This window comes from Pantoea sp. E2023-21 (assembly GCF_051302795.1).
Classification (GTDB): domain Bacteria; phylum Pseudomonadota; class Gammaproteobacteria; order Enterobacterales; family Enterobacteriaceae; genus Pantoea; species Pantoea ludwigii_A.
Genome location: NZ_CP195344.1, coordinates 3,521,584 through 3,546,740 on the forward strand (window position 1 = coordinate 3,521,584; position 25,157 = coordinate 3,546,740).

Consider the following 25,157-nt stretch of genomic DNA (forward strand, 5'->3'; position numbering starts at 1 on the left):
ACGTTTGCGTGATGCTCGCCTAAATTCATTTGTGCAGCAGAGTGTGGATAACTATGTGTGTAACTGCGTATAAGGCGGGGTTTTGCTGTGGAATGCAGCGAACGGTTGTTTTTATTGAATTTAGCGGTTGCGCCCTGAGAACAACTCCCTATAATGCGCATCCATCAACACGGCACAACGGTTTACGAAATGTGGTGTTGATGAGGAAGTTTCGAAAGAACTTCCGCCGGATGAAAACGCTGAAAAAAAGTGTTTGACTCCGAAGGAGGAAAGCGTAATATACGCCACCTCGCGACAGACGGTTAACCCGCTGCTCGCAACGCTCTTTAACAATTTATCAGACAATCTGTGTGGGCACTCGCAGGATTGATATCAGCGTCTCCGGACGCAAAAAATATCAAGTCTCACGAGTGAACACATAATGAAATTCATTATGACGTTTTACAGATGAGCATCGCTGCACTCGTTGCAGCAAATCAAACTTAAATTGAAGAGTTTGATCATGGCTCAGATTGAACGCTGGCGGCAGGCCTAACACATGCAAGTCGAACGGTAGCACAGAGGAGCTTGCTCCTTGGGTGACGAGTGGCGGACGGGTGAGTAATGTCTGGGAAACTGCCCGATGGAGGGGGATAACTACTGGAAACGGTAGCTAATACCGCATAACGTCGCAAGACCAAAGTGGGGGACCTTCGGGCCTCACACCATCGGATGTGCCCAGATGGGATTAGCTAGTAGGTGGGGTAATGGCTCACCTAGGCGACGATCCCTAGCTGGTCTGAGAGGATGACCAGCCACACTGGAACTGAGACACGGTCCAGACTCCTACGGGAGGCAGCAGTGGGGAATATTGCACAATGGGCGCAAGCCTGATGCAGCCATGCCGCGTGTATGAAGAAGGCCTTCGGGTTGTAAAGTACTTTCAGCGGGGAGGAAGGCGGTGAGGTTAATAACCTTACCGATTGACGTTACCCGCAGAAGAAGCACCGGCTAACTCCGTGCCAGCAGCCGCGGTAATACGGAGGGTGCAAGCGTTAATCGGAATTACTGGGCGTAAAGCGCACGCAGGCGGTCTGTCAAGTCGGATGTGAAATCCCCGGGCTTAACCTGGGAACTGCATTCGAAACTGGCAGGCTAGAGTCTTGTAGAGGGGGGTAGAATTCCAGGTGTAGCGGTGAAATGCGTAGAGATCTGGAGGAATACCGGTGGCGAAGGCGGCCCCCTGGACAAAGACTGACGCTCAGGTGCGAAAGCGTGGGGAGCAAACAGGATTAGATACCCTGGTAGTCCACGCCGTAAACGATGTCGACTTGGAGGTTGTTCCCTTGAGGAGTGGCTTCCGGAGCTAACGCGTTAAGTCGACCGCCTGGGGAGTACGGCCGCAAGGTTAAAACTCAAATGAATTGACGGGGGCCCGCACAAGCGGTGGAGCATGTGGTTTAATTCGATGCAACGCGAAGAACCTTACCTACTCTTGACATCCAGAGAACTTAGCAGAGATGCTTTGGTGCCTTCGGGAACTCTGAGACAGGTGCTGCATGGCTGTCGTCAGCTCGTGTTGTGAAATGTTGGGTTAAGTCCCGCAACGAGCGCAACCCTTATCCTTTGTTGCCAGCGGGTTATGCCGGGAACTCAAAGGAGACTGCCAGTGATAAACTGGAGGAAGGTGGGGATGACGTCAAGTCATCATGGCCCTTACGAGTAGGGCTACACACGTGCTACAATGGCGCATACAAAGAGAAGCGACCTCGCGAGAGCAAGCGGACCTCATAAAGTGCGTCGTAGTCCGGATCGGAGTCTGCAACTCGACTCCGTGAAGTCGGAATCGCTAGTAATCGTAGATCAGAATGCTACGGTGAATACGTTCCCGGGCCTTGTACACACCGCCCGTCACACCATGGGAGTGGGTTGCAAAAGAAGTAGGTAGCTTAACCTTCGGGAGGGCGCTTACCACTTTGTGATTCATGACTGGGGTGAAGTCGTAACAAGGTAACCGTAGGGGAACCTGCGGTTGGATCACCTCCTTACCTGAAGATACCTTCCCGCGTAGTGCTCACACAGATTGTCTGATAGAAAGTAATGAGCAAGACGGCTGCGAAGTCGTGACACGAATCGTGTCCCCTTCGTCTAGAGGCCTAGGACACCGCCCTTTCACGGCGGTAACAGGGGTTCGAATCCCCTAGGGGACGCCACTTGCTTGGTGACAGGTGAAAGGTGTCTCCACGAAATATCTCAAAACTGACGTAACCGTCATGTTTGAGATATTGCTCTTTAACAATCCGGAACAAGCTGAAAATTGAAACGACGTGTTGGTTCATTTCTCCGTAATAAGAAATGAATAACGACATGTTCGAGTCTCTCAAATGCTTGCAGTCTGCAGCGTTGCAAAACGCCTGTGGGTTGTGAGGTTAAGCGACTAAGCGTACACGGTGGATGCCCTGGCAGTCAGAGGCGATGAAGGACGTGCTAATCTGCGTAAAGCGTCGGTAAGGTGATATGAACCGCTACAGCCGACGATGTCCGAATGGGGAAACCCGGTGCACTCAGTGCATCATCGCAACATGAATACATAGTGTTGCGAGGCGAACCTGGGGAACTGAAACATCTAAGTACCCAGAGGAAAAGAAATCAACCGAGATTCCCCCAGTAGCGGCGAGCGAACGGGGAACAGCCCAGAACCTGAATCAGTTTGTGCGTTAGTGGAAGCGTCTGGAAAGTCGCGCGATACCGGGTGATAGCCCCGTACACGAAAGTGCACATTCTGTGAGTTCGAAGAGTAGGGCGGGACACGTGGTATCCTGTCTGAATATGGGGGGACCATCCTCCAAGGCTAAATACTCCTGACTGACCGATAGTGAACCAGTACCGTGAGGGAAAGGCGAAAAGAACCCCGGCGAGGGGAGTGAAACAGAACCTGAAACCGTGTACGTACAAGCAGTGGGAGCCTTCATTTATGGGGGTGACTGCGTACCTTTTGTATAATGGGTCAGCGACTTATATTCTGTAGCAAGGTTAACCGTATAGGGGAGCCGCAGGGAAACCGAGTCTTAACTGGGCGTTAAGTTGCAGGGTATAGACCCGAAACCCGGTGATCTAGCCATGGGCAGGTTGAAGGTTGGGTAACACTAACTGGAGGACCGAACCGACTAATGTTGAAAAATTAGCGGATGACTTGTGGCTGGGGGTGAAAGGCCAATCAAACCGGGAGATAGCTGGTTCTCCCCGAAAGCTATTTAGGTAGCGCCTCGTGAACTCATCTTCGGGGGTAGAGCACTGTTTCGGCTAGGGGGCCATCCCGGCTTACCAACCCGATGCAAACTGCGAATACCGAAGAATGTTATCACGGGAGACACACGGCGGGTGCTAACGTCCGTCGTGAAGAGGGAAACAACCCAGACCGCCAGCTAAGGTCCCAAAGTCATGGTTAAGTGGGAAACGATGTGGGAAGGCACAGACAGCCAGGATGTTGGCTTAGAAGCAGCCATCATTTAAAGAAAGCGTAATAGCTCACTGGTCGAGTCGGCCTGCGCGGAAGATGTAACGGGGCTAAACCATGCACCGAAGCTGCGGCAGCGACACTATGTGTTGTTGGGTAGGGGAGCGTTCTGTAAGCCGTTGAAGGTGTGCTGTGAGGCATGCTGGAGGTATCAGAAGTGCGAATGCTGACATAAGTAACGATAAAGCGGGTGAAAAGCCCGCTCGCCGGAAGACCAAGGGTTCCTGTTCAACGTTAATCGGAGCAGGGTGAGTCGACCCCTAAGGCGAGGCTGAAAAGCGTAGTCGATGGGAAGCAGGTTAATATTCCTGCACTTGGTGTTACTGCGAAGGGGGGACGGAGAAGGCTAGGTTATCCGGGCGACGGTTGTCCCGGTTTAAGCGTGTAGGCTGACATCTTTGGTAAATCCGGGGTGTCTTAAGGCTGAGGCGTGACGACGAGCCACCACGGTGGTGAAGTAACTGATGCCCTGCTTCCAGGAAAAGCCTCTAAGCTCCAGGTAACACGAAATCGTACCCCAAACCGACACAGGTGGTCAGGTAGAGAATACCAAGGCGCTTGAGAGAACTCGGGTGAAGGAACTAGGCAAAATGGTGCCGTAACTTCGGGAGAAGGCACGCTGGCGCGTAGGTGAAGGGACTTGCTCCCCGAGCCGAAGCCAGTCGAAGATACCAGCTGGCTGCAACTGTTTATTAAAAACACAGCACTGTGCAAACACGAAAGTGGACGTATACGGTGTGACGCCTGCCCGGTGCCGGAAGGTTAATTGATGGGGTTATCCGCAAGGAGAAGCTCTTGATCGAAGCCCCGGTAAACGGCGGCCGTAACTATAACGGTCCTAAGGTAGCGAAATTCCTTGTCGGGTAAGTTCCGACCTGCACGAATGGCGTAATGATGGCCAGGCTGTCTCCACCCGAGACTCAGTGAAATTGAAATCGCTGTGAAGATGCAGTGTACCCGCGGCAAGACGGAAAGACCCCGTGAACCTTTACTATAGCTTGACACTGAACATTGAGCCTTGATGTGTAGGATAGGTGGGAGGCTTTGAAGCGTGGACGCCAGTCTGCGTGGAGCCAACCTTGAAATACCACCCTTTAATGTTTGATGTTCTAACGTAGGCCCGTTACCCGGGCTGCGGACAGTGTCTGGTGGGTAGTTTGACTGGGGCGGTCTCCTCCCAAAGAGTAACGGAGGAGCACGAAGGTTGGCTAATCCTGGTCGGACATCAGGAGGTTAGTGCAATGGCATAAGCCAGCTTGACTGCGAGAGTGACGGCTCGAGCAGGTGCGAAAGCAGGTCATAGTGATCCGGTGGTTCTGAATGGAAGGGCCATCGCTCAACGGATAAAAGGTACTCCGGGGATAACAGGCTGATACCGCCCAAGAGTTCATATCGACGGCGGTGTTTGGCACCTCGATGTCGGCTCATCACATCCTGGGGCTGAAGTAGGTCCCAAGGGTACGGCTGTTCGCCGTTTAAAGTGGTACGCGAGCTGGGTTTAGAACGTCGTGAGACAGTTCGGTCCCTATCTGCCGTGGGCGCTGGAGAATTGAGGGGGGTTGCTCCTAGTACGAGAGGACCGGAGTGAACGCACCACTGGTGTTCGGGTTGTCATGCCAATGGCATTGCCCGGTAGCTAAGTGCGGAAAAGATAAGTGCTGAAAGCATCTAAGCACGAAACTTGCCCCGAGATGAGTTCTCCCTGACCCCTTGAGGGTCCTGAAGGGACGTTGAAGACTACGACGTTGATAGGCCGGATGTGTAAGCGCAGCGATGCGTTGAGCTAACCGGTACTAATGACCCGTGAGGCTTAACCTTACAACGCCAGAGGCGTTTTGGTCTGAGAGACCTGAAATTTTCAGCTTGTTTTACCGGATAGATTTGCGCGGCCCGCGAGGGCGGCGTGAGCAAAAGAATTTGCCTGGCGGCTTTAGCGCGGTGGTCCCACCTGACCCCATGCCGAACTCAGAAGTGAAACGCCGTAGCGCCGATGGTAGTGTGGGGTCTCCCCATGCGAGAGTAGGGAACTGCCAGGCATTAATCAGGTGAAGAAGCCCCGGACGGAAGTTCGGGGCTTTTTTACGTCTGCAGATCGGCAAGATTGCAGGATTTTGGCGCAATTATCTGCATAAAATTAACGTAAATAGCTAAAAAACCAGCCCCTATACGCCTCAAATATTTATAAACTCTTAGCGCTTCATCCCAAAACAACTTAAAGCTGAAACATTTTCATAAACTGCATGAAGACTCGACATTCGCAGCATACCAGGCTAATGTCGGGCATCTGGATGTCTAAACGTTTATATGGTTATAAGTAAGAGGTGAGCAGGTTATGCCAATCAGGATTCCCGACGAATTACCGGCAGTGAATTTTTTGCGTGATGAAAACGTCTTTGTCATGACGTCGTCGCGCGCCAGTGTTCAGGAGATCCGTCCGCTAAAAGTGCTGATTCTTAACCTGATGCCAAAGAAGATTGAAACGGAAAACCAGTTCCTGCGTCTGCTCTCTAACTCACCGTTGCAGATTGATGTACAGCTACTGCGCATCGATAGCCGCGAGTCGCGCAACACGCCGACGGAGCATTTGAACAATTTCTACTGCAACTTTGAAGACATCCAAAACGATAACTTTGATGGACTGATTGTGACCGGCGCGCCGCTGGGATTGGTCGATTTCAATGATGTCGCTTATTGGCCGCAGATTCAGCGCGTGCTGCATTGGGCGAATGAACACGTTACCTCCACGCTCTTTGTCTGTTGGGCGGTTCAGGCAGCACTGAACATTCTGTATGGCATTCCTAAACAAACACGACAGAACAAACTGTCCGGCGTTTATGAACATCAAATTCTGCATCCTCACGCCTTGCTGACGCGTGGTTTTGACGACAACTTCCTGGCGCCCCATTCACGCTATGCCGATTTCCCAAGCCAACTGATCCGCGATTACACTGATCTTGAGCTATTTGCCGAATCGGAATCCACCGGCGCGTACCTTATGGCAAGCAAAGACAAGCGTCTGGCGTTTGTCACCGGCCATCCTGAGTACGATGCCTTGACGCTCTCAGGCGAATATCACCGCGATTACGATGCTGGCCTGTTACCGGAAGTGCCCTTCAACTACTTCCCGCAGGACAATCCAGAACTGCCGCCGCGTGCCACCTGGCGCAGCCATGGTAACCTGCTGTTCTCCAATTGGCTGAACTACTACGTTTATCAGATCACGCCGTTCGATCTGCGCCGTATGAATCCAACACTCGAATAAACCCAATACCTCGTTCGAACCTGCCGCGATAGCCAAAAGCTAGCGCGGCTTTTTTTTATCTTCTGTTCTTGAGTGGAATCTATTGCCTTTAATTCGAGAGTTTAAATTACATATTTATCAATCGTATAAATTGCTATAAGAATTAAAATGGAAATAGTTTTTGAAAATAAAATAAAAACCATTATGCTCTGATCCTGCAGGTTAAAAAACACCCTACATCCGGATCCAGTCGTTACACGACAGATCAACCCAGGAGGCAGCCCGCATGACAGACTCGGTTATCAGCAATACGCTAACCTTCAGCCAGCCCTTTACCCACGCGGAAAAGCAGCTGCTTACCCCAGAAGCAATCGACTTCGTCCACGCATTAGTGGTGCGCTTTGCACCCGAGCGTGAGCGTCTACTGAAAGCACGCCAGCAACGCCAGCAGCGTTACGATCAAGGTGATCTGCCTGGATTTGATTCGGAAACCACTTCCATTCGTGAAAGTGCATGGCAGGTTCGTCCGATTCCATCGCTGTTACAAGATCGCCGCGTGGAGATCACCGGCCCGCCGGATCGCAAAATGGTGATCAACGCACTCAATGCGAACGTCAACGTCTTCATGGCGGACTTTGAAGATTCACTGGCGCCAACGTGGCAGAAGCTGGTTGATGGGCAATTAACCCTGCGCGATGCGGTCAATGGCACGCTGAGTTTTACCAGCGAAACCGGCAAGATCTACCAGCTGCGCGCCAATCCCGCGCTGCTGATGTGTCGGGTACGTGGTCTGCATCTGAATGAAAAGCATGTTGAGTGGCGCGATCGGGCCATTCCCGGCGGATTGTTCGACTTCGCGCTCTACTTTTTCCACAACGTTGACGCGCTGCTGGAGAAAGGTCACGCACCGTGGTTCTACTTGCCGAAAACTGAATATGCCGCTGAAGTCGCATGGTGGCGTGAGATCTTCCGCTTTAGTGAAGATCGCTTCGATCTGCCACGCGGCACCATCAAAGCCACGGTGTTGATCGAAACGCTGCCGGCGGTATTCCAGATGGATGAGATCCTGTGGGAATTGCGCGATCACGTGGTTGGCCTGAACTGTGGCCGCTGGGATTACATCTTCAGCTACATCAAAACGCTGGGCCAGCATCCTGATCGTATCCTGCCGGATCGCCAGCAAATCAGCATGGATCAGCCATTCCTCGATGCCTATTCGCGCCTGCTGATCCGAACCTGCCATCGTCGTGGCGCACTGGCGATGGGCGGCATGTCGGCGTTGATTCCGAGCAAAGATGCAGAGCGCAATTTATGGGTGACGCAGAAGGTGCAGGAAGATAAAGCGCGCGAAGCGGGCAACGGTCACGACGGAACCTGGGTGGCGCATCCCGGCCTGGCAGACATCGCGATGGAGGAGTTTGACCGTCGGCTGGGCGATAAGCCCAATCAACTGCAGGTCACGCGCGAGCAGGATGCACCGATCACCGCCGAACGTCTGTTGGCACCGTGTCGCGGCAAGCGCACCGAAGCGGGCATGCGTGCCAACATTCGCGTGGCGCTGCACTATCTGGAAGCCTGGATCAGCGGCAACGGCTGCGTACCGATTGATGGTCTGATGGAAGATGCCGCCACCGCTGAAATTGCCCGCACCTCTATCTGGCAATGGATTCATCACAAACAAATTCTCAGCGATGGCCAGCCGGTCACGGTAGCGCTGTTTGAACGGCTGCTGGAGGAAGAGCTGGCCGCGTTGCAGCACACCGTTGGCGCGGAACGTTTTCAAAATGGACGCTTCGACGATGCCGCCGCGCTGATGGCGCAAATTACCACCGATAACCAGCTGGTTTCCTTCCTCACTCTGCCGGGCTACCGCCTGCTGCCTTGAACCTGGAGATATGACGATGAATCGTACGCAACAGATCAAACAACTGGAATCGAGCTGGACAGATACACGCTGGGAAGGCATTACCCGTCCGTACAGTGCGGAAGACGTTATCAACCTGCGCGGTTCGGTCAATCCCGCCTGCACGCTGGCGGAGCGCGGCGCTACCAAACTCTGGTCGTTGCTCAATGGTGAATCGAGCAAAGGTTATATCAACAGCCTCGGTGCGTTAACCGGCGGACAAGCGGTGCAGCAGGCAAAAGCTGGCATAGAAGCGATTTATCTCTCCGGCTGGCAGGTGGCAGCGGATGCTAACCTGGCCGGGCAGATGTATCCCGATCAATCGTTGTATCCGGTGAATTCAGTGCCGAATGTGGTGGAGCGCATAAACCAGAGCTTCCAACGTGCCGATCAGATTCAGTGGGCCAGCGGCATATCGCCAGACGATGAAGCCTTCATCGATTACTTCCTACCGATTGTCGCCGATGCGGAAGCGGGCTTTGGCGGCGTACTCAACGCCTTTGAGTTGATGAAAGCGATGATTCAGGCCGGTGCGGGCGCGGTGCATTTTGAAGACCAACTGGCGGCGGTGAAGAAGTGCGGCCACATGGGCGGCAAGGTATTAGTGCCAACGCAGGAAGCGATTCAGAAACTGGTGGCGGCACGTTTGGCCGCAGACGTAATGAACGTGCCGACGGTATTGCTGGCGCGCACCGATGCCGATGCCGCCGATCTGATCACCTCAGACTGCGACCCGCGCGATGCGGCGTTCATTACCGGCGAGCGCACCTCGGAAGGCTTCTTCCGCACGCATGCCGGGATTGAGCAGGCGATCAGTCGCGGGCTGTCGTATGCGCCCTATGCCGACGTGCTGTGGTGTGAAACTTCAACGCCGGATCTCGACATGGCGCAGCGCTTTGCCGACGCGATTCATGCGCAGTATCCCGGCAAGCTGCTGGCCTATAACTGTTCGCCATCATTTAACTGGAAGAAGAACCTCGACGATCGCACCATCGCGCGTTTCCAGCAGGCGCTGAGCGAAATGGGCTATCGCTTCCAGTTCATCACGTTGGCCGGTATTCACAGCATGTGGTTCAACATGTTCGATCTGGCACACGCGTATGCGCAGGGCGAAGGCATGCGTCATTACGTGGAAAAAGTGCAGCAACCGGAGTTTGCGGCGCGCGATAAGGGCTACACCTTCTCATCGCATCAGCAGGAAGTCGGCACTGGCTATTTCGATCGCGTAACCAACGTGATTCAGGGCGGAGCATCTTCAGTCACCGCGTTAACCGGCTCCACCGAAGCCGCTCAGTTCTAGTACTGAGTGCAGACATCGTAGCGGCGCAATTCATTGCGCGATAAATCGCGCCGCTACGGAATGTGCGGGGATTGAACGCAGTGTTTCGACCCACTCACTGGTCCACGGATGGGCATTATCTGCCGGAGCGTTGCCGATGACACCGAGAGAATCGCTGATCGCCTACACCATTCTGCAAGGTTTTGACGCCCAGTATGGTCGCTTTCTGGATATCACCGCCGGCGCGCAACAGCGCTTCGAGCAGGCTGACTGGCACGCGGTGCAGCAGGCAATGAAGGCGCGCATCCATCTTTACGATCACCACGTTGGCCTGGTCACTCATCAACTGCGCGTGCTCAACGATACGTCGCACTGGGACGAAGCGTTCTGGCTGCGGGTGAAAAGCCATTATGAAACCTTACTGCCCGGTTATCCACGCCATGAAATCGCCGAAAGCTTCTTCAATTCGGTCTATTGCCGCTTACAGGGCCACAGCCATCTGTCGCCCGAACGCTTGTTTATCTTTCCGTCACAGCCTTATGCGGCGGCACCCGTTGCGCAGCGCCCGTTGTCGCGACTCTATCGCCCACAGCAGAATTGGCAGGAGACGCTGCGTCAGGTGCTGAATGACATGCCGCTGCGCCTGACGTGGCAGGATCAAACGCGCGACATCGGCTGGATTGTGCGTCATCTGCACGAGCAGTTTGGGGCTGCACAATTAGCGACGGCGACGCTGGATGTCGCCAGCGAGCTGTTTTACCGTAACAAAACCGCGTGGATTGTTGCACGGCTGCAGCTCAGCGACGGCATGGTGCCCTGTTTACTGCCGATTCAGCGCGATGATGCCGGTCGTTTATGGATCGATACGTGTCTTACTGATAGTGATGATGCCAGCATCGTGTTTGGCTTCGCCCGCGCCTATTTCATGGTTTATGCGCCGGTACCGGCTGCGCTGGTGGCGTGGCTGCACCCGATTCTGCCGGGGAAAACCGTGGCTGAGCGCTACATGGCGATTGGCTGTCAGAAGCACGGTAAAACCGAATGTTATCGTGAATATCTGCACTATCTGGCGCATAGCGAGGAAGATTTCACCATTGCACCCGGCATTCGCGGCATGGTGATGATGGTGTTCACGCTGCCAGGTTTTGATCGCGTATTTAAGGTGATTAAAGACCGCTTCGCACCGCAAAAAGAGGTTACCGATGCGCAGGTGCGCGATTGCTATCGCATGGTCAAAGAGCATGATCGCGTCGGTCGCATGGCGGATACGCAGGAGTTCGAACACTTTGCGTTACCGCGCGCGCGTATTCCCGCCGAGCTGATGGCGGAGTTTGCACGCGACATACCTGAGAAGCTGGAGGTGCGCGACGATGTGGTGATCATCCGCCATTTGTGGCTGGAGCGCCGCATGGAGCCGCTCAATCTGTGGCTGGCTCAGGCTTCGCCGGAACAACGGCAGCACGCAATTGGCGAATATGGCGATGCGATTCGCCAGCTGGCGGCAGCGAATATTTTCCCCGGCGACATGCTGTATAAAAACTTTGGCATGACGCGTCACGGCCGCGTGGTGTTTTACGATTACGATGAAATCCGTCCGATGAGCGAACTGGTGTTCCGCGATGTACCGCAGGCGCGCTACGAAGAAGATGAGCTGCAGGCCGAGCCGTGGTACAGCGTGGGGCCGGATGATGTGTTCCCGGAGACCTTTCGCTATGCGCTATGCAGCGAACCGGCGACCGGCAAACTGCTGCAGGCTTTGCATCCGCAGCTGTTTGATCCCAACTGGTGGCGCGCGCTACAAACGCGCATCCGCGAAGGGCATATTGAAGAGGTGATTGCCTGGCGCGCCAGCCAGCGTTTCAGCGCGCGCTATGCCTCGGTGGCCGCTTAGCGGCCAGAATAGGTTTGCGTCACCTGTTTGGCGGCGCGGATCACCAGCGCCCCCAATTCAGTGATGCGGTCGTCGGTCATGCGTGCAATCGGGCCAGAAATGGAAATAGCGGCGAAGGGTTCGCCGTGCTCGTCATAAATCGGTGCCGCCACGCAACGCAGGCCGAGCGCGTGTTCTTCATCATCATGTGAAAAACCCATCTTACGAATCAGCGCCAGATTTTCCTTGAGGCTGTGCGGGGAGATCAGCGTTTTCGGCGTGTAATGGTGCAGCCCTTTTTGATGCAGCAGCGCGGTCACTTGCTCATCGCTAAGATGTGCCAGGAACGCTTTACCCGCGCCGGACGCATGCATCGGCAGCTTGCCGCCAATCGGCGCGGACATGCGCATCAACTGGGTACACTGTACCTGGTCGATAATTACCGCCTGATAATCGCTGAGATCCAGCACCGCCAGATTCACCGTTTCGCCCGCATCCTCCATCAGCTTGCGCAACAGCGGATGCACAATCGCCAGCAGATTGCGACTTTGCAGAAAGCTGCTGCCCACCACAAAAGCATGCGAACCAATAGTCCATAAGCCTAAATCACCGACCTGATGCACAAAGCCCTGTTGCTGCATGGTGGAGAGCAGACGATGCGTGGTGGAGTTGGGTAAACCGGCCTGTTGCGCCAGTTCGGTAAGCGCCACACTGCCATGCGATTCGGCAATCAGCTCCAGCAGGCGCAAGCCGCGCGTAAGAGATTGAACTTGCCCGCCGACGGGCGCGCTGGTGGTGGTGGTTGTAGCACGAGGTTTCTTGCCGCGTTTCACGGGCACAGGGGTTGCCATAACTTCTCCACAATCGCATTAATGCTGGAAACCATTTTCGTTTTTAATGGTATGAATGCAAACGTTCACTTTCTGGTCGGATCTGTTGGCTATTATTCCTGAAAATGTCTCATCTGACCTGACTTTTGCTGACCTGAAAGTTATGCCAGTATGTCTGGCTGGTATTTAGCCAACGCAATGACGTGGACGGGGCAAGAGTGAGCAACAAAACAGCAATGCTGCAGCAGCAGCTGGCGCAACGCATCATGATTCTGGACGGTGGTATGGGCACCATGATCCAGAGTTATAAACTGAGCGAGCAGGATTTTCGTGGCAGCCGCTTTGCCGACTGGCCGTCCGATTTGAAGGGCAACAACGATCTGTTGGTGCTGACCAGGCCGGATGTGATTCGCGAAATCCACGATGCCTATCTCGCTGCCGGCGCGGATATTCTGGAGACCAACACCTTCAACTCCACCCCCATTGCGATGGCAGATTACGCGATGGAAGCGTTGTCGGCGGAGATCAATTTCGAAGCGGCTAAACTGGCGCGTGCCAGCGCAGATGAATGGACGGCGAAAACGCCACATCGTCCGCGCTACGTGGCGGGCGTGTTGGGCCCCACCAACCGTACCTGTTCCATCTCGCCGGACGTCAACGATCCTGCCTACCGTAACGTCACCTTCAATCAGCTGGTGGAAGCCTATCGTGAATCCACCCATGCGCTGATTGCGGGTGGTTCCGACCTGATCATGATCGAAACGGTGTTCGATACGCTGAATGCCAAAGCGGCGATTTATGCGGTGCAGACCGAGATGGAAGCGATGGGCGTTAAGCTGCCGCTAATGATCTCGGGCACCATCACCGATGCTTCTGGTCGTACGCTCTCCGGCCAAACCACCGAAGGTTTCTATAACTCGCTACGCCACGCCGAACCGCTGTCGTTCGGACTGAACTGTGCGCTCGGTCCGGATGAACTGCGTCAATATGTGGCGGAGCTGTCGCGCATTGCCGAAGGCTACGTGACTGCGCACCCGAATGCCGGTTTGCCCAACGCGTTTGGTGAATACGATCTCGATGCCGCGATTATGGCCGAGCAAATTGGTGAGTGGGCGCGCGCTGGTTTCCTCAATATTATCGGCGGTTGCTGCGGCACCACGCCGGAACACATCGCGGCAATGGCGGCGGCGGTGGACGGTGTTGCACCGCGCCAGTTGCCCGAGATTCCAGTGGCCTGCCGCCTCGCCGGGCTTGAGCCGCTGAATATTCAGGCTGATTCATTGTTCGTCAACGTTGGCGAGCGTACCAATGTCACCGGTTCGGCCAGGTTCAAGCGCCTGATCAAAGAAGAAAAATACAACGAAGCGCTGGATGTGGCACGCCAGCAGGTTGAGAGCGGTGCGCAAATCATCGATATCAACATGGATGAAGGCATGCTGGATGCGGAAGCGGCGATGGTGCGCTTCCTCAATCTGATTGCCGGCGAACCCGATATCGCACGCGTGCCGATCATGATCGACTCATCCAAATGGGAGGTGATCGAGAAAGGCCTGCAGTGCATTCAGGGCAAAGGCATTGTTAATTCCATCTCGATGAAAGAGGGCGTTGAACCTTTCATCGAGCACGCGCGTAAAGTGCGTCGCTACGGCGCGGCCATGGTCGTGATGGCGTTTGATGAAGTCGGTCAGGCGGATACGCGTGCACGCAAAATAGAAATCTGTCGTCGTGCCTACAAGATCCTGACGGAAGAGGTCGGTTTCCCGCCAGAAGACATCATTTTCGACCCCAATATTTTCGCCGTTGCCACCGGCATCGAAGAGCATAACAACTACGCGATGGACTTTATCGGTGCCTGTGAAGACATCAAACGCGAGCTGCCGCACGCGATGATCTCTGGCGGCGTGTCCAACGTCTCTTTCTCGTTCCGTGGCAATGAACCGGTACGCGAAGCGATTCACGCCGTGTTCCTCTATTACGCCATCCGCAACGGTATGGATATGGGCATCGTGAACGCCGGTCAGCTGGCGATTTACGACGATCTGCCTGCCGAGCTGCGCGACGCAGTGGAAGATGTGGTCCTTAACCGCCGCGACGATGGTACCGAGCGCTTACTGGAACTGGCGGAGAAGTATCGCGGCAGCAAAAGCGACGGCGAGCAGGAGAAACAGCAGGCCGAATGGCGCAGCTGGGACGTGGTAAAACGTCTGGAATACTCGCTGGTGAAAGGCATCACCGAGTTTATTGAGTTAGACACTGAAGAAGCACGTCAGGCAGCAGAACGCCCGATTCAGGTGATTGAAGGGCCGCTGATGTCCGGCATGAACGTGGTGGGCGATCTGTTCGGCGAGGGCAAGATGTTCCTGCCGCAGGTGGTGAAATCAGCGCGCGTGATGAAGCAAGCGGTGGCCTATCTTGAACCTTACATTCAGGCCAGCAAAGAGGCCGGGCGCAGCAACGGCAAAATCGTGCTGGCGACGGTAAAAGGTGATGTGCATGACATCGGCAAAAACATCGTCGGTGTGGTGCTGCAATGTAACAACTACGAAATTATCGACCTCGGCGTAATGGTGCCGAGCGATAAAATTCTCAAAACCGCGATTGCCGAGAATGCCGATATTATCGGGCTTTCCGGGCTGATCACGCCGTCGCTGGATGAAATGGTCAACGTAGCGAAAGAGATGGAGCGTCAGGGATTCACCATCCCGCTGTTGATTGGCGGCGCCACCACTTCGAAAGCGCATACCGCAGTGAAGATCGAGCAGAACTACAGCGGCCCCACCGTTTACGTGCAGAACGCCTCGCGCACCGTTGGCGTGGTGTCTTCGCTGCTCTCCGATACGCTGAAAGAGGATTTCGTGGCGCGCACCCGCAAAGAGTACGACACGGTGCGCATTCAGCATGCGCGTAAGAAGCCGCGTACACCGCCGGTGAGTCTGCAGACCGCGCGTGATAATGATTATTCCATTGACTGGGAACGTTACACGCCGCCGGTGGCGCATCGCCTCGGTGTGAGTTCCGTTGAAGCCAGCATTGAAACGCTGCGCAATTACATCGACTGGACGCCATTCTTTATGACCTGGTCGCTGGCCGGCAAATATCCGCGCATTCTGGAAGATGACGTGGTGGGCGAAGAGGCCCAACGCTTGTTTGCCGATGCTAACGCGATGCTCGATATGTTGAGCAGCACCGGCACGCTTAAACCGCGCGGTGTGGTGGGGATTTTCCCGGCCAACCGTGTCGGCGATGACATTGAAATTTACAGCAACGAGAACCGCAACGAGGTGCTGTGCGTGAGCCATCACTTGCGTCAGCAGACCGAGAAAACCGACTTCGCCAACTACTGTTTAGCGGATTTCGTGGCACCGAAATCGAGCGGAAAAGCCGATTATCTCGGCGCGTTTGCCGTCACTGCCGGGGTAGAAGAGGATGCGTTGGCTGAGGCGTATGACAAGCAGCACGATGATTACAACAAAATCATGGTTAAAGCGGTGTCAGATCGTCTGGCAGAAGCGTTTGCCGAATATCTGCATGAGCGGGTGCGTAAAGTGATTTGGGGCTTCGCTGCTAATGAAAACCTGAGCAACGAAGAGCTGATTCGCGAGAATTATCAGGGCATTCGCCCGGCGCCAGGTTATCCGGCTTGTCCGGAACATACTGAGAAAGCGCCGATCTGGCAGTTGCTGGATGTGGAAAAACATACCGGCATGAAGCTGACCGAATCTTTCGCCATGTGGCCCGGCGCCGCGGTTTCCGGCTGGTATTTTAGCCATCCCGAGAGCAAGTACTTCGCCGTGGCACAGATTCAGCGCGATCAGGTTGAAGATTACGCGGCGCGTAAAGGCATGAGCGTCACCGACGTCGAGCGCTGGCTGGCACCGAACCTGGGTTATGACGCGGATTAACGCTTTCTCGCGGTCGCCATAAATGGCGCCCCTACAAAACCTGCTCCGTGGGTCGCCATAAATGGCGCCCCTACAAAACCTGCTCCGTGGGTCGCCATAAATGGCGCCCCTACAAAACCTGCTCCGTAGGGGCGCCATTCATGGCGACCTTCTTAAATGTATGCACAAAAAAAGGTCGGCATACATGCCGACCCTACGATTAATGCTGATGAATCAATTAATTAAACCGCGCATCGCGATCTGACGTCAGGTCATACAGCTGATATTTGCGACCCAGCATCTGGCCGCCATCACGCGTTAACGGCACCCAGTTCACCTGCGCACGACCACGCGTTGGCGTCACGGTGAACAGATCCATCGGCACCGAAATATAGAAGCCTTTGGTGAAGTCGCCTTCGCCATACGCTTCCGCCGACACGTTGGTTTTGGTGGCGTAGAAGCCAACCATCACGCCGCTGTCAAAGCGCTTCGATACATCAACCGTTACGCCTTTATCCTTCGCCAGATATTCACCGACGCTGGCTTTGACCAACACGTCCTGCATAAACCACGGACGCCAGTACGCGGTGAAATGCCCGGTCGGCGCTTTGTAATCGGTGAACTGCATCATGTTGTCCCAATCACGCTGTTTCACGTAGTTGGCATCAACGCCGAAAGCCCAGTTGCTATCAATCGGACGATACAGCACTTCGCCGCCGACGCCGCCGTACATGGTTTCCAGATAACCGCCGTAAACCTGGCCATAGAAACCGTTGCCGAGCGACTGCATGTAGTTGGCTTGCAGATCGTTAACGTAAACGTTGTTCTCAACGTAATCACGAATATGGGTACGCACGCGCGGCAGTGTGGAATCCGCTGGCGCGCCATTGTAATTGAACCTGTCATAGTTATTGGCAATATTACCGAACAGGCTGCCGCCGACTAACAGGTGATCGGTAAGCCAATAATCAGCGTTAGCCATCACGCCAACCTGATACATGTAGAAGCTTTCCGGTCCGCCCACCGACTGATTCAGCACCGGCGACAAGCTGTAGTTCAGACGGTCTTTGCGGATAAAGAAACCTTGCTCGGTGGTACCAGGATCGCGCGGATTTTCACGCGTCTGCTGCAGCGGCTTTTCATGTCCCAGCGGATAACCGGCCAGTTCATTGTGCAGGCTGGCCACATTGGTACGTGTGCTCACCTGCGGCATATTGAAGCGTGACTCGGTGACATCGATGGTATCGATGCCAGCGGGAAGATTGTTCATGATAATGCGATTGGCGCGATCGACACCTTCGCGCGTGTCGCGATATTTGGTCTGCTCGCCAGACACATAGAGCGTGCTGCCTTTGGTCTGAATATGCGGGCCATTCAAACCCGCGTTGTACTTCAAATCCGTTAGCTGGTTTGCTACTACCGTTGGCTGCAACAGATCGCCCTGCGGCTGAGGGTTATACGCTGGTTTCTCGCTATCGATATGCGACTGATGCAGATCGTTGAAGTTGGTGCGCAGGGTAAAGCCGAACATAAAGGTGTTACCGCGCTCGTAGCTGGCGTTAATGTCCGCCCAGTCGGTGATGCGATAAATCGCGCCGACGTTGACCTTGCTGCGTTGATCCAGACGACCAGCAAAATCATCCTGATAATCGTTACCTTCGTATTCAACCTTCAGGCGCAGCGGCTGCCACGGCGTTTGATACTCCACGCCGCCAAACAGTGCTGAAGGACCGTGGAACATCTGCGAGCCGTTAATCGAACCCGCTTCGCCACCGCCGGTACGGCTACAGAAACTGTCGCTGTAGGAGCAGAACGGATTCTTGATGGTGCCGCTGTTGCCGAGGTAGCCCCAGCCCAGACCTAAGGTGAAATCGAACGGGCCCCATGCCTTGCTCGCCACCAAATATTCACTGTCGAACAGGCCGGTGCCGCCTAAATCGCGTGAACCCACCGCCACTTCCGGCAGCCAATAGCTCTCCTGCCACAAACGCAGCTTCACATCGAAGGCTTTATCTTTATAGCTTTGGTTGCCGCTGAAACCTTCGACCGCGCTGTATCTGCGGGTACGTACGTCGGTATAGCGCACGGTGGTTTCCAGCCACGGGAACAGCTGCAGTGAAGCAGAATAGTAGCGATATTGATCGTTATCACGGAAGTTAACGCTAAATTCACCCTCTTTCGCCATACGCGCGGTAGGCGTCTGCATCAGACCAACGCCGCCGAAATCCGATTGAGAAGGGCCGACCGGTTCAGGCCAGGTTTCCGCATGCACCTGGCAAGCGGCGGAAACAGAAGCAGCCAACAGGCTGATAAGTAATTGTTTTTTCATCACTCTGGTATCCGGTGAGTCAGAACGGAAAGCATGCGCGCATTCAAATCGCTTTGGCCCCAAGGCAGGCTCCATGAAGTGAAACCGAGCCAGATAATGCTGCCGGGCTCCACTTCGATGTGGCGATGATTCCAGTAAGCGACCGGAACTTGCTGCGTGCTGCCAGACGGTGCAATCACCGTGGCATAGCTGCGTTCCGCGCCGGACAGACGATCGTGGCCGTCGAGGTAATCACGCACTTCGCGGCCCGGCTGCCAGCTCTCTTTACCCGGATTGCTTAATGCACCCAGCACCAGCACCTGCGTGGGTTGCGTCAGCGTGTAGAGGTCGTAGCTGCCTTGCAGCGTGCGGTTATCTTGTTGACGCAGGCGCACCTCGTCGGGATCAAGCGAGGTGAACTGGCGGCCCGTCACCTGCACCGTGCCAAGCTGGTGGATAACGGAGCCGATGGTCGCGGCCAGCGACTCACCGCTGTCGGCTTGCCAGGCGCGCAGATCTGCCAGCAGCTGTTTCTGCTGTTGCTGTGCTACCGCAGTTGCGCCACGTTCGGCAATCACCGTGCCCGGCCACCAGCTGCGCAGTGCTGGGTTGGTAAGTAACTGACTGAGATTCTGCGCATCGTTGATTTGCAGTGTGTTTTTGCCCTGCACGTCGTGCACGGTCACTTGAGCCGCGGCAAGCGCGTGGCCAGCCGTGAGCAGCGTCAACGCTGCCAGCATTGGAGTTGTTTTTTTCATGATTTCGCCGGCTTCAGAATAGTGATTTCAACTGGGAAGGCATCGGCGGCCAGCATCTGGTTGGCCTGCAGCACCGTGCCATCGCGGTTATCGATCCAGAAGGTGTTCTGCCACTCCGCGCCTACGCTCTCCATGCGCACGGTTTCATGCCAGACGCGACACGGTACACGTTCACCGGCGATATCCAGCACCGTATCGTCACCGCGTTCGAAATGGGAAACGGCCGTGGCGGCACGTACTTTATCTTGCTCGCGCCACTGCACCACGCGCGTCCAACTGGCACCGTTTTGCAGATGCAAGCCATCGGCGAGCGGATCCTGCGCCAGGTTACTGACGTCAGCGAGATTGCTCGGTAAACCCAGCGTTTTGACCAGACGGCCATGCTGCATCACCAGCATCGCTTTATCCTGGGTGATCCACTTCTGTTGGTCGTTTTCGTTGTAACCGAGCACCACGAAGATGCGCGGACCTTCATTGATGCGGGCATAGAGGCTGGCGTAGGGCAGGTTAGCAACCTGTTCGTCGGTGACCGTGACATCATCCGGACCGTTCACGGCCAGCATCACGGTTTGTTCGAGGCCTTTTTGCGTTTGTGTGCAGGCCTGCAACAACAGGCAAAGAAGTAGCAAAGAGAGTCGGCGCACTGTGTATCCCTGTCTAAATAAGCCAAGCAAAAAATAACCACACGGATGTGTGGTTATGCTTAAAGGTGCTACATCAACGAGTGGTGCTCGTTGTGGTGGTTGTTGTTGTACCGGTATTTGCACCGTCACCGCCGCCAGAAGCAGCAATGCCGAGACCCACTAACGCACCGAGCGCGCCGATACCCACAGCGGTAGACGCACCGGCAGAGATTGCTCCCGCCTGCGCGCCTGCTGCAGCACCAGCTTCTTCCGGCGCGGCAATCGCAGCGGAAGAAACGGCAACGTAAAGTAAGGCTGCACCAGCAACCATCAGTTTTTTCATAACAACGTTTCCTGCATTTATATGAATCAATGAATGTAGGATTTACCCAGATTTCGGGCGCGTTCAGTATAGGGCAACAAATTACCAGAGTTCAGCAACAGAAAAAGAGGGCGGAAAGTACAGGCGTGTCTGGTGATAAATGCGGCGAATTGGCGTTAGCTGCTTTTTTTAAATGCAGTTTTTTCTCAGGGTGGAATAATTACGTGGTTGGGCTTATCAAGGCAGGATTTTTCACTTTTTCATTAACTATTGGTACGGAATAGGAATAATCAGATTTTCCTGAAGTGGCTTAAATAAAAATGATAAATCAATCATACGGATAGCCGATGGTTAATAACGAAATAGGACCATTTTTTAATTAATAGTGTAGGCGTCAATCAAATAAAGTTCCGATTTTCCTTAGCCTATTTTAAGAATTTTCTAAGCGGCAAAGCGGGAAGAAATAGCAATATTGCGCGGATTGTCGACTGGCTGGCAGAAAAAAGGCGGCAATCACGCCGCCTTATTCATATTGGCCGAGAAATTAACGCCAGGATTTGTAGCGATTAATTAAGCCATTGGTGGAGCTATCGTGGCTGCTAATTTCCGCTTCATTTTCCAGCTCTGGCAGAATGCGGTTTGCCAGCTGTTTACCCAACTCAACACCCCATTGGTCAAAGGTGAAGATGTTGAGAATCGCGCCTTGGGTGAAGATCTTGTGCTCATACAGCGCAATCAGTGAACCCAGGCTGAACGGGGTAATTTCACGCAGCAGGATTGAGTTGGTTGGGCGGTTACCTTCGAATACTTTGAACGGCACGATGTGCGCGACCGATTCGGCAGATTTGCCGGCATCGGTGAACTCTTTCTCTACCACATCGCGTGACTTACCAAACGCCAGCGCTTCGGTCTGTGCGAAGAAGTTCGACAGCAGCTTCGGATGGTGATCGGTCAGCACGTTGTGGCTCAGCGCCGGTGCGATAAAGTCGCACGGAATCAGTTTGGTGCCCTGATGAATCAGCTGGTAGAACGCGTGCTGACCGTTGGTGCCTGGCTCGCCCCAGATGATTGGGCCAGTCTGGTAATCCACCGGATTGCCTTCGCGATCGACATATTTACCGTTGGATTCCATGTTGCCCTGCTGGAAGTAAGCAGCAAAGCGATGCATGTATTGGTCATACGGCAGAATGGCTTCGGTTTCGGCACCAAAGAAGTTGTTGTACCAGATACCAATCAGCGCCAACAGCACCGGCAAGTTCTGCTCGGCAGGCGTGTTAGCGAAGTGCTTATCCATCGCATGCGCGCCACTCAGCAGCTGCTCGAAGTTCTCGAAGCCGATAGACAGAATGATCGACAAGCCGATTGCTGACCACAGTGAATAGCGACCGCCAACCCAATCCCAGAACTCGAACATATTATCGGTATCAATACCGAATTCACCCACCGCTTTACCGTTGGTCGACAGCGCAGCGAAGTGCTTCGCCACATGCTGCTGATCGCCCGCGGTTTTCAGGAACCAGTCACGCGCGCTATGGGCGTTGGTCATGGTTTCCTGGGTGGTGAAGGTTTTTGATGCCACGAGGAACAGCGTGGTTTCCGGGCTGAGATCTTTCAGCGTTTCGGCGATGTGCGTGCCATCAACGTTAGACACAAAGTGCATGTTGAGGTGATTTTTGTACGGACGCAGCGCTTCGGTCACCATGAAGGGGCCGAGGTCTGAACCACCAATACCGATGTTCACCACATCAGTAATGGCTTTACCGGTATAGCCTTTCCAGTCGCCGCTGATGATGCGCTCGGAGAAGCCTTTCATCTTCGCCAGCACCGCGTTGACTTCCGGCATCACATCTTTGCCGTCCACCACAATTGGCGTGTTGCTGCGGTTACGCAAGGCAACGTGCAGTACCGCACGCTCTTCGGTGCGGTTAATCTTCTCGCCAGAGAACATCGATTTGATGGCGCCGGCCAGATCGGTTTCTTTAGCCAGCGACTGTAATTTTTCGAGGGTTTCCTCGGTGATGCGGTTTTTTGAGAAATCCACCAGCATCTGGTCATCGAAAGTGGCAGAGAATTTCGCAAAACGATCGGCATCTTGCGCAAACAGGTCGGCGATTTGCACCGATTTCATCTGCTCAAAATGCTGCTGCAGCGCTTTCCAGGCTGCGGTTTGTGTCGGATTGATATTTTTCATGGCAACACTCTAGTTGATATAAGAACCGTCATTCCATCCGGGGCATCCTGCTCGCCCGGCATCCATAGCATTCTTGCGACGGGAATGAGTATGACCACAGTTACAAGCGAAGGGAAAAAATTTGTGACCGTGGCCGCAGTGTTTCAGGTAAATCCGGCGGCGATTGTCAGCGTAGCGCCAGGAAAATTCCCTGTGCCGCATCAGCAAAAAGCCGCATTTGTCTGATTCGGACTCTACTTTAGGTCGACGTGGGACACCGCGTTTGTTCAACGATGCGTTTACCGAAGTGTAAAAGTGAGCAAATCCTCGACCTAAAGCAAGTCTACCCAAAATTATTCGAGGTTCAGGAAGGCGGCAAGTGTATGACAAATCGGCTTGGCCGATTTGAACAGCGCTAGCGCTGGCCCGAAGGGTGAGGCTCATTATGAGCCTCATAATCCTCAGGAGCTTACTGAAGTAAGTGACTGAGGTGAATACACGCAGCCAACGCACCTGAAACTTGAAGTATGAAGGGTATGGACAGGGGGGGAAAATAATCAGTACTTTATGCGCGCTACTTACACCTCCGGGTGTAAGCCAGAAGAGGCGCGTCGCCCAGGCAGTGTGTTTGAGGATCCGTATCCGCAGATAACACATCAGGGGGTGTGACGCCGAGGTGGGGCAACACGCGGGGTGTTGCACTGTCGGCTGCAGGGGCTGAATCCTCTGGGTTGTCACCAGAATCGTCCACAGTCGGACGCTTCGCAAGGTGAAGCGCTTCTGGGTGACTTGTCTCCTGATCTTGTCTGCCCAATTCTGCTCTTCTCTTGTGCCTAGGCTGCTACTATGTCTTCCGCCCCAAAAACGGAAGAAAGATAACCTGACACGGGGTTCGTAACATGTCTCAAAATCTTATCGTGGCTAAATTTGGCGGCACCAGCGTTGCCGATTTTGATGCTATGAATCGCAGCGCAGATGTTGTGCTGTCGGATGCCAATACCCGCTTAGTGGTGCTCTCTGCTTCCGCTGGCGTAACCAATTTGCTGGTTGCCCTTGCTGAAGGCCAGGAACAAGCGCAGCGCGCTTACCTGCTGGATGAAATCCGCCGAATTCAATACGCCATCATCGATCGTTTGCAGTCGCCGGATGTCATCCGCGACGAAATTGATCGCATGCTGGAAAACATCACCATGTTATCTGAGGCCACCTCGCTGGCGACGTCGCACGCGCTGACCGATGAGTTGGTGAGCCACGGTGAGCTGATGTCGACGCTGCTGTTCGTAGAGATTCTGCGCGAGCGTCAGGTGAACAGCGAATGGTTTGACGTGCGTAAAGTGATGCGCACCAGCGATCGTTTTGGTCGTGCGGAGCCGGAAGTGGCTACGGTGAAAGCGCTGGCAGCGACCCAACTGCAGCCGCGTATTGCACAAGCGCTGGTGGTGACTCAGGGCTTTATCGGTAGCGAAATTAAAGGCCGCACCACCACGCTCGGCCGTGGCGGCAGTGACTACACCGCTGCGCTGCTGGGCGAAGCGCTGCAGGCCGCGCGTATCGATATCTGGACCGATGTTGCCGGTATCTACACCACCGATCCACGCGTGGTTTCCACGGCTAAACGCATCGAAGAGATTACCTTCGAAGAAGCGGCGGAAATGGCGATCTTTGGTGCTAAAGTGCTGCATCCGGCCACCTTGCTGCCGGCTGTACGCAGCGATATCCCGGTGTTTGTCGGCTCGAGTAAAGATCCGGCCGCGGGCGGTACGCGCGTGTGCAATGAAACCAAAAATCCACCGCTGTTCCGCGCGCTGGCACTGCGTCGCAAGCAGACATTGGTCACGTTGCACAGCTTGAATATGCTGCATGCACACGGCTTCCTCGCCGAGGTGTTTAACATTCTGGCGCGCCACAGCATCTCCGTTGATCTGGTGACCACTTCTGAAGTGAGCGTGGCGCTAACATTGGATAGCACCGGTTCGACCACCACGGGTGACAGTTTGCTGACGCAGGCGCTGCTGACCGAGCTCTCTTCGCTGTGCCGTGTGGAAGTGGAAGAGAACCTGGCGCTGGTGGCGATCATCGGCAACAACCTGTCGAAAGCCTGCGGCGTCGGTAAAGAAGTGTTCGGCGCATTGGAACCGTTTAATCTGCGCATGATTTGCTACGGTGCCAGCAGCTATAACCTTTGCTTCCTGGTGCCAACGCCGGATGCGGAAGAAGTGGTACGCGCGCTGCACAAGAATCTATTTGGTTCCTAAGTCAAATTGTTAGCATGCTGCATCAAGCCGGACCTGGTCCGGCTTTTTTATTGGTTAATTTTATTAAACAATAATTCAAGCGCAGCGGCAGCCAGTCATTCTATCCAGACGTTTCTGATGATCCCCATTATCACTCGCGAGACATGTCTTGTTTTCGCTGAAATCGCCTAAAAAACACACTGTTCTCTCATTGAGTGGTTGCGCTTCGATCGCTAAAAACG

13 protein-coding genes, 1 tRNA gene, 3 rRNA genes and 1 riboswitch are annotated in these 25,157 nt (G+C 54.4%); of the genes, 11 read left to right on the top strand and 6 right to left on the bottom strand.

Annotated features, from left to right (window positions below; all coding sequences use genetic code 11):
- Nucleotides 1-484 precede the first annotated feature (484 nt).
- From ACRQ84_RS16530 to aceK, 8 genes are all read left to right on the top strand, one after another.
- Nucleotides 485-2,027 (top strand): 16S ribosomal RNA (locus ACRQ84_RS16530).
- A gap of 89 nt (nucleotides 2,028-2,116) precedes the next feature.
- Nucleotides 2,117-2,192, top strand: a tRNA-Glu gene (locus ACRQ84_RS16535).
- 214 nt (nucleotides 2,193-2,406) lie between these two features.
- Nucleotides 2,407-5,314 (top strand): 23S ribosomal RNA (locus tag ACRQ84_RS16540).
- Between the two features lie 102 nt (nucleotides 5,315-5,416).
- A 5S ribosomal RNA gene (rrf, locus tag ACRQ84_RS16545) occupies nucleotides 5,417-5,532 on the top strand.
- Together the 16S, 23S and 5S rRNA genes with 1 tRNA gene alongside form the textbook arrangement of a ribosomal RNA operon.
- Before the next feature lie 296 nt (nucleotides 5,533-5,828).
- Nucleotides 5,829-6,758, top strand: a complete 930-nt coding sequence (gene metA / locus ACRQ84_RS16550; RefSeq protein ID WP_064737966.1) for a homoserine O-acetyltransferase MetA — start codon at nucleotides 5,829-5,831, stop codon at nucleotides 6,756-6,758.
- Between the two features lie 265 nt (nucleotides 6,759-7,023).
- Nucleotides 7,024-8,622, top strand: a complete 1,599-nt coding sequence (gene aceB / locus ACRQ84_RS16555; protein ID WP_483816612.1) for a malate synthase A — start codon at nucleotides 7,024-7,026, stop codon at nucleotides 8,620-8,622.
- A gap of 16 nt (nucleotides 8,623-8,638) precedes the next feature.
- Nucleotides 8,639-9,940 (top strand): isocitrate lyase, encoded by a 1,302-nt coding sequence (aceA, locus tag ACRQ84_RS16560; RefSeq protein WP_483816613.1) that lies wholly within the window; start codon nucleotides 8,639-8,641, stop codon nucleotides 9,938-9,940.
- 136 nt (nucleotides 9,941-10,076) lie between these two features.
- Nucleotides 10,077-11,810 carry a bifunctional isocitrate dehydrogenase kinase/phosphatase gene (gene aceK / locus ACRQ84_RS16565; protein WP_483816614.1) on the top strand — a complete coding sequence of 578 codons (1,734 nt, stop codon included), beginning with the start codon at nucleotides 10,077-10,079 and terminating at the stop codon, nucleotides 11,808-11,810.
- On the opposite strand, the gene iclR is transcribed toward aceK, so the two are convergent.
- Nucleotides 11,807-12,640 (bottom strand): glyoxylate bypass operon transcriptional repressor IclR, encoded by an 834-nt coding sequence (gene iclR, locus ACRQ84_RS16570; protein ID WP_064737962.1) that lies wholly within the window; start codon nucleotides 12,638-12,640, stop codon nucleotides 11,807-11,809. The two genes, aceK and iclR, sit on opposite strands and share 4 nt — an antisense overlap.
- Nucleotides 12,641-12,855: 215 nt before the next feature.
- Between iclR and metH the strand changes: the two genes are divergently transcribed.
- On the top strand, nucleotides 12,856-16,521 hold the full coding sequence (gene metH / locus ACRQ84_RS16575) for a methionine synthase (RefSeq protein ID WP_483817943.1): 3,666 nt from the start codon (nucleotides 12,856-12,858) through the stop codon (nucleotides 16,519-16,521).
- Between the two features lie 217 nt (nucleotides 16,522-16,738).
- Here the strand turns inward: metH and ACRQ84_RS16580 are convergent, their stop codons facing one another.
- The 5 genes from ACRQ84_RS16580 to pgi form a co-directional block, all read right to left on the bottom strand.
- Nucleotides 16,739-18,829 carry a YjbH domain-containing protein gene (locus ACRQ84_RS16580; protein WP_483816615.1) on the bottom strand — a complete coding sequence of 697 codons (2,091 nt, stop codon included), beginning with the start codon at nucleotides 18,827-18,829 and terminating at the stop codon, nucleotides 16,739-16,741.
- Entirely contained in the window at nucleotides 18,829-19,566 is a 738-nt protein-coding gene (locus ACRQ84_RS16585) for a capsule biosynthesis GfcC family protein (protein WP_064737959.1), read from the bottom strand. The genes ACRQ84_RS16580 and ACRQ84_RS16585 overlap by 1 nt, the downstream gene beginning before the upstream one ends.
- Nucleotides 19,563-20,210, bottom strand: a complete 648-nt coding sequence (locus tag ACRQ84_RS16590; protein ID WP_483816616.1) for a YjbF family lipoprotein — start codon at nucleotides 20,208-20,210, stop codon at nucleotides 19,563-19,565. The genes ACRQ84_RS16585 and ACRQ84_RS16590 overlap by 4 nt, the downstream gene beginning before the upstream one ends.
- Nucleotides 20,211-20,283: 73 nt before the next feature.
- Nucleotides 20,284-20,532 (bottom strand): exopolysaccharide production protein YjbE, encoded by a 249-nt coding sequence (yjbE, locus tag ACRQ84_RS16595; protein WP_007891326.1) that lies wholly within the window; start codon nucleotides 20,530-20,532, stop codon nucleotides 20,284-20,286.
- Between the two features lie 523 nt (nucleotides 20,533-21,055).
- Entirely contained in the window at nucleotides 21,056-22,702 is a 1,647-nt protein-coding gene (gene pgi / locus ACRQ84_RS16600) for a glucose-6-phosphate isomerase (protein WP_064737957.1), read from the bottom strand.
- Nucleotides 22,703-22,792: 90 nt separating this feature from the next.
- Between pgi and ACRQ84_RS16605 the strand changes: the two genes are divergently transcribed.
- Together ACRQ84_RS16605 and lysC are read left to right on the top strand one after the other, a co-directional pair.
- The gene (locus tag ACRQ84_RS16605; protein ID WP_483816617.1) at nucleotides 22,793-22,927 is read left to right on the top strand and encodes a hypothetical protein; all 135 of its coding nucleotides are present in this window, start codon (nucleotides 22,793-22,795) and stop codon (nucleotides 22,925-22,927) included.
- A 347-nt stretch (nucleotides 22,928-23,274) separates the two neighbouring features.
- A riboswitch (Lysine riboswitch) is annotated at nucleotides 23,275-23,469 on the top strand.
- Nucleotides 23,470-23,580: 111 nt separating this feature from the next.
- The gene (lysC, locus tag ACRQ84_RS16610; RefSeq protein ID WP_064737956.1) at nucleotides 23,581-24,936 is read left to right on the top strand and encodes a lysine-sensitive aspartokinase 3; all 1,356 of its coding nucleotides are present in this window, start codon (nucleotides 23,581-23,583) and stop codon (nucleotides 24,934-24,936) included.
- Nucleotides 24,937-25,157 lie beyond the last annotated feature (221 nt).

What these genes read in the sequence shown, in the direction of transcription:
- metA (WP_064737966.1), top strand. Translation starts at nt 5,829, where the DNA reads ATGCCAATCAGGATTCCCGACGAATTACCGGCAGTGAATTTTTTGCGT.
- aceB (WP_483816612.1), top strand. Translation starts at nt 7,024, where the DNA reads ATGACAGACTCGGTTATCAGCAATACGCTAACCTTCAGCCAGCCCTTT.
- aceA (WP_483816613.1), top strand. Translation starts at nt 8,639, where the DNA reads ATGAATCGTACGCAACAGATCAAACAACTGGAATCGAGCTGGACAGAT.
- aceK (WP_483816614.1), top strand. Translation starts at nt 10,077, where the DNA reads ATGACACCGAGAGAATCGCTGATCGCCTACACCATTCTGCAAGGTTTT.
- iclR (WP_064737962.1), bottom strand. Translation starts at nt 12,640, where the DNA reads ATGGCAACCCCTGTGCCCGTGAAACGCGGCAAGAAACCTCGTGCTACA.
- metH (WP_483817943.1), top strand. Translation starts at nt 12,856, where the DNA reads ATGCTGCAGCAGCAGCTGGCGCAACGCATCATGATTCTGGACGGTGGT.
- ACRQ84_RS16580 (WP_483816615.1), bottom strand. Translation starts at nt 18,829, where the DNA reads ATGAAAAAACAATTACTTATCAGCCTGTTGGCTGCTTCTGTTTCCGCC.
- ACRQ84_RS16585 (WP_064737959.1), bottom strand. Translation starts at nt 19,566, where the DNA reads ATGAAAAAAACAACTCCAATGCTGGCAGCGTTGACGCTGCTCACGGCT.
- yjbE (WP_007891326.1), bottom strand. Translation starts at nt 20,532, where the DNA reads ATGAAAAAACTGATGGTTGCTGGTGCAGCCTTACTTTACGTTGCCGTT.
- pgi (WP_064737957.1), bottom strand. Translation starts at nt 22,702, where the DNA reads ATGAAAAATATCAATCCGACACAAACCGCAGCCTGGAAAGCGCTGCAG.
- ACRQ84_RS16605 (WP_483816617.1), top strand. Translation starts at nt 22,793, where the DNA reads ATGACCACAGTTACAAGCGAAGGGAAAAAATTTGTGACCGTGGCCGCA.
- lysC (WP_064737956.1), top strand. Translation starts at nt 23,581, where the DNA reads ATGTCTCAAAATCTTATCGTGGCTAAATTTGGCGGCACCAGCGTTGCC.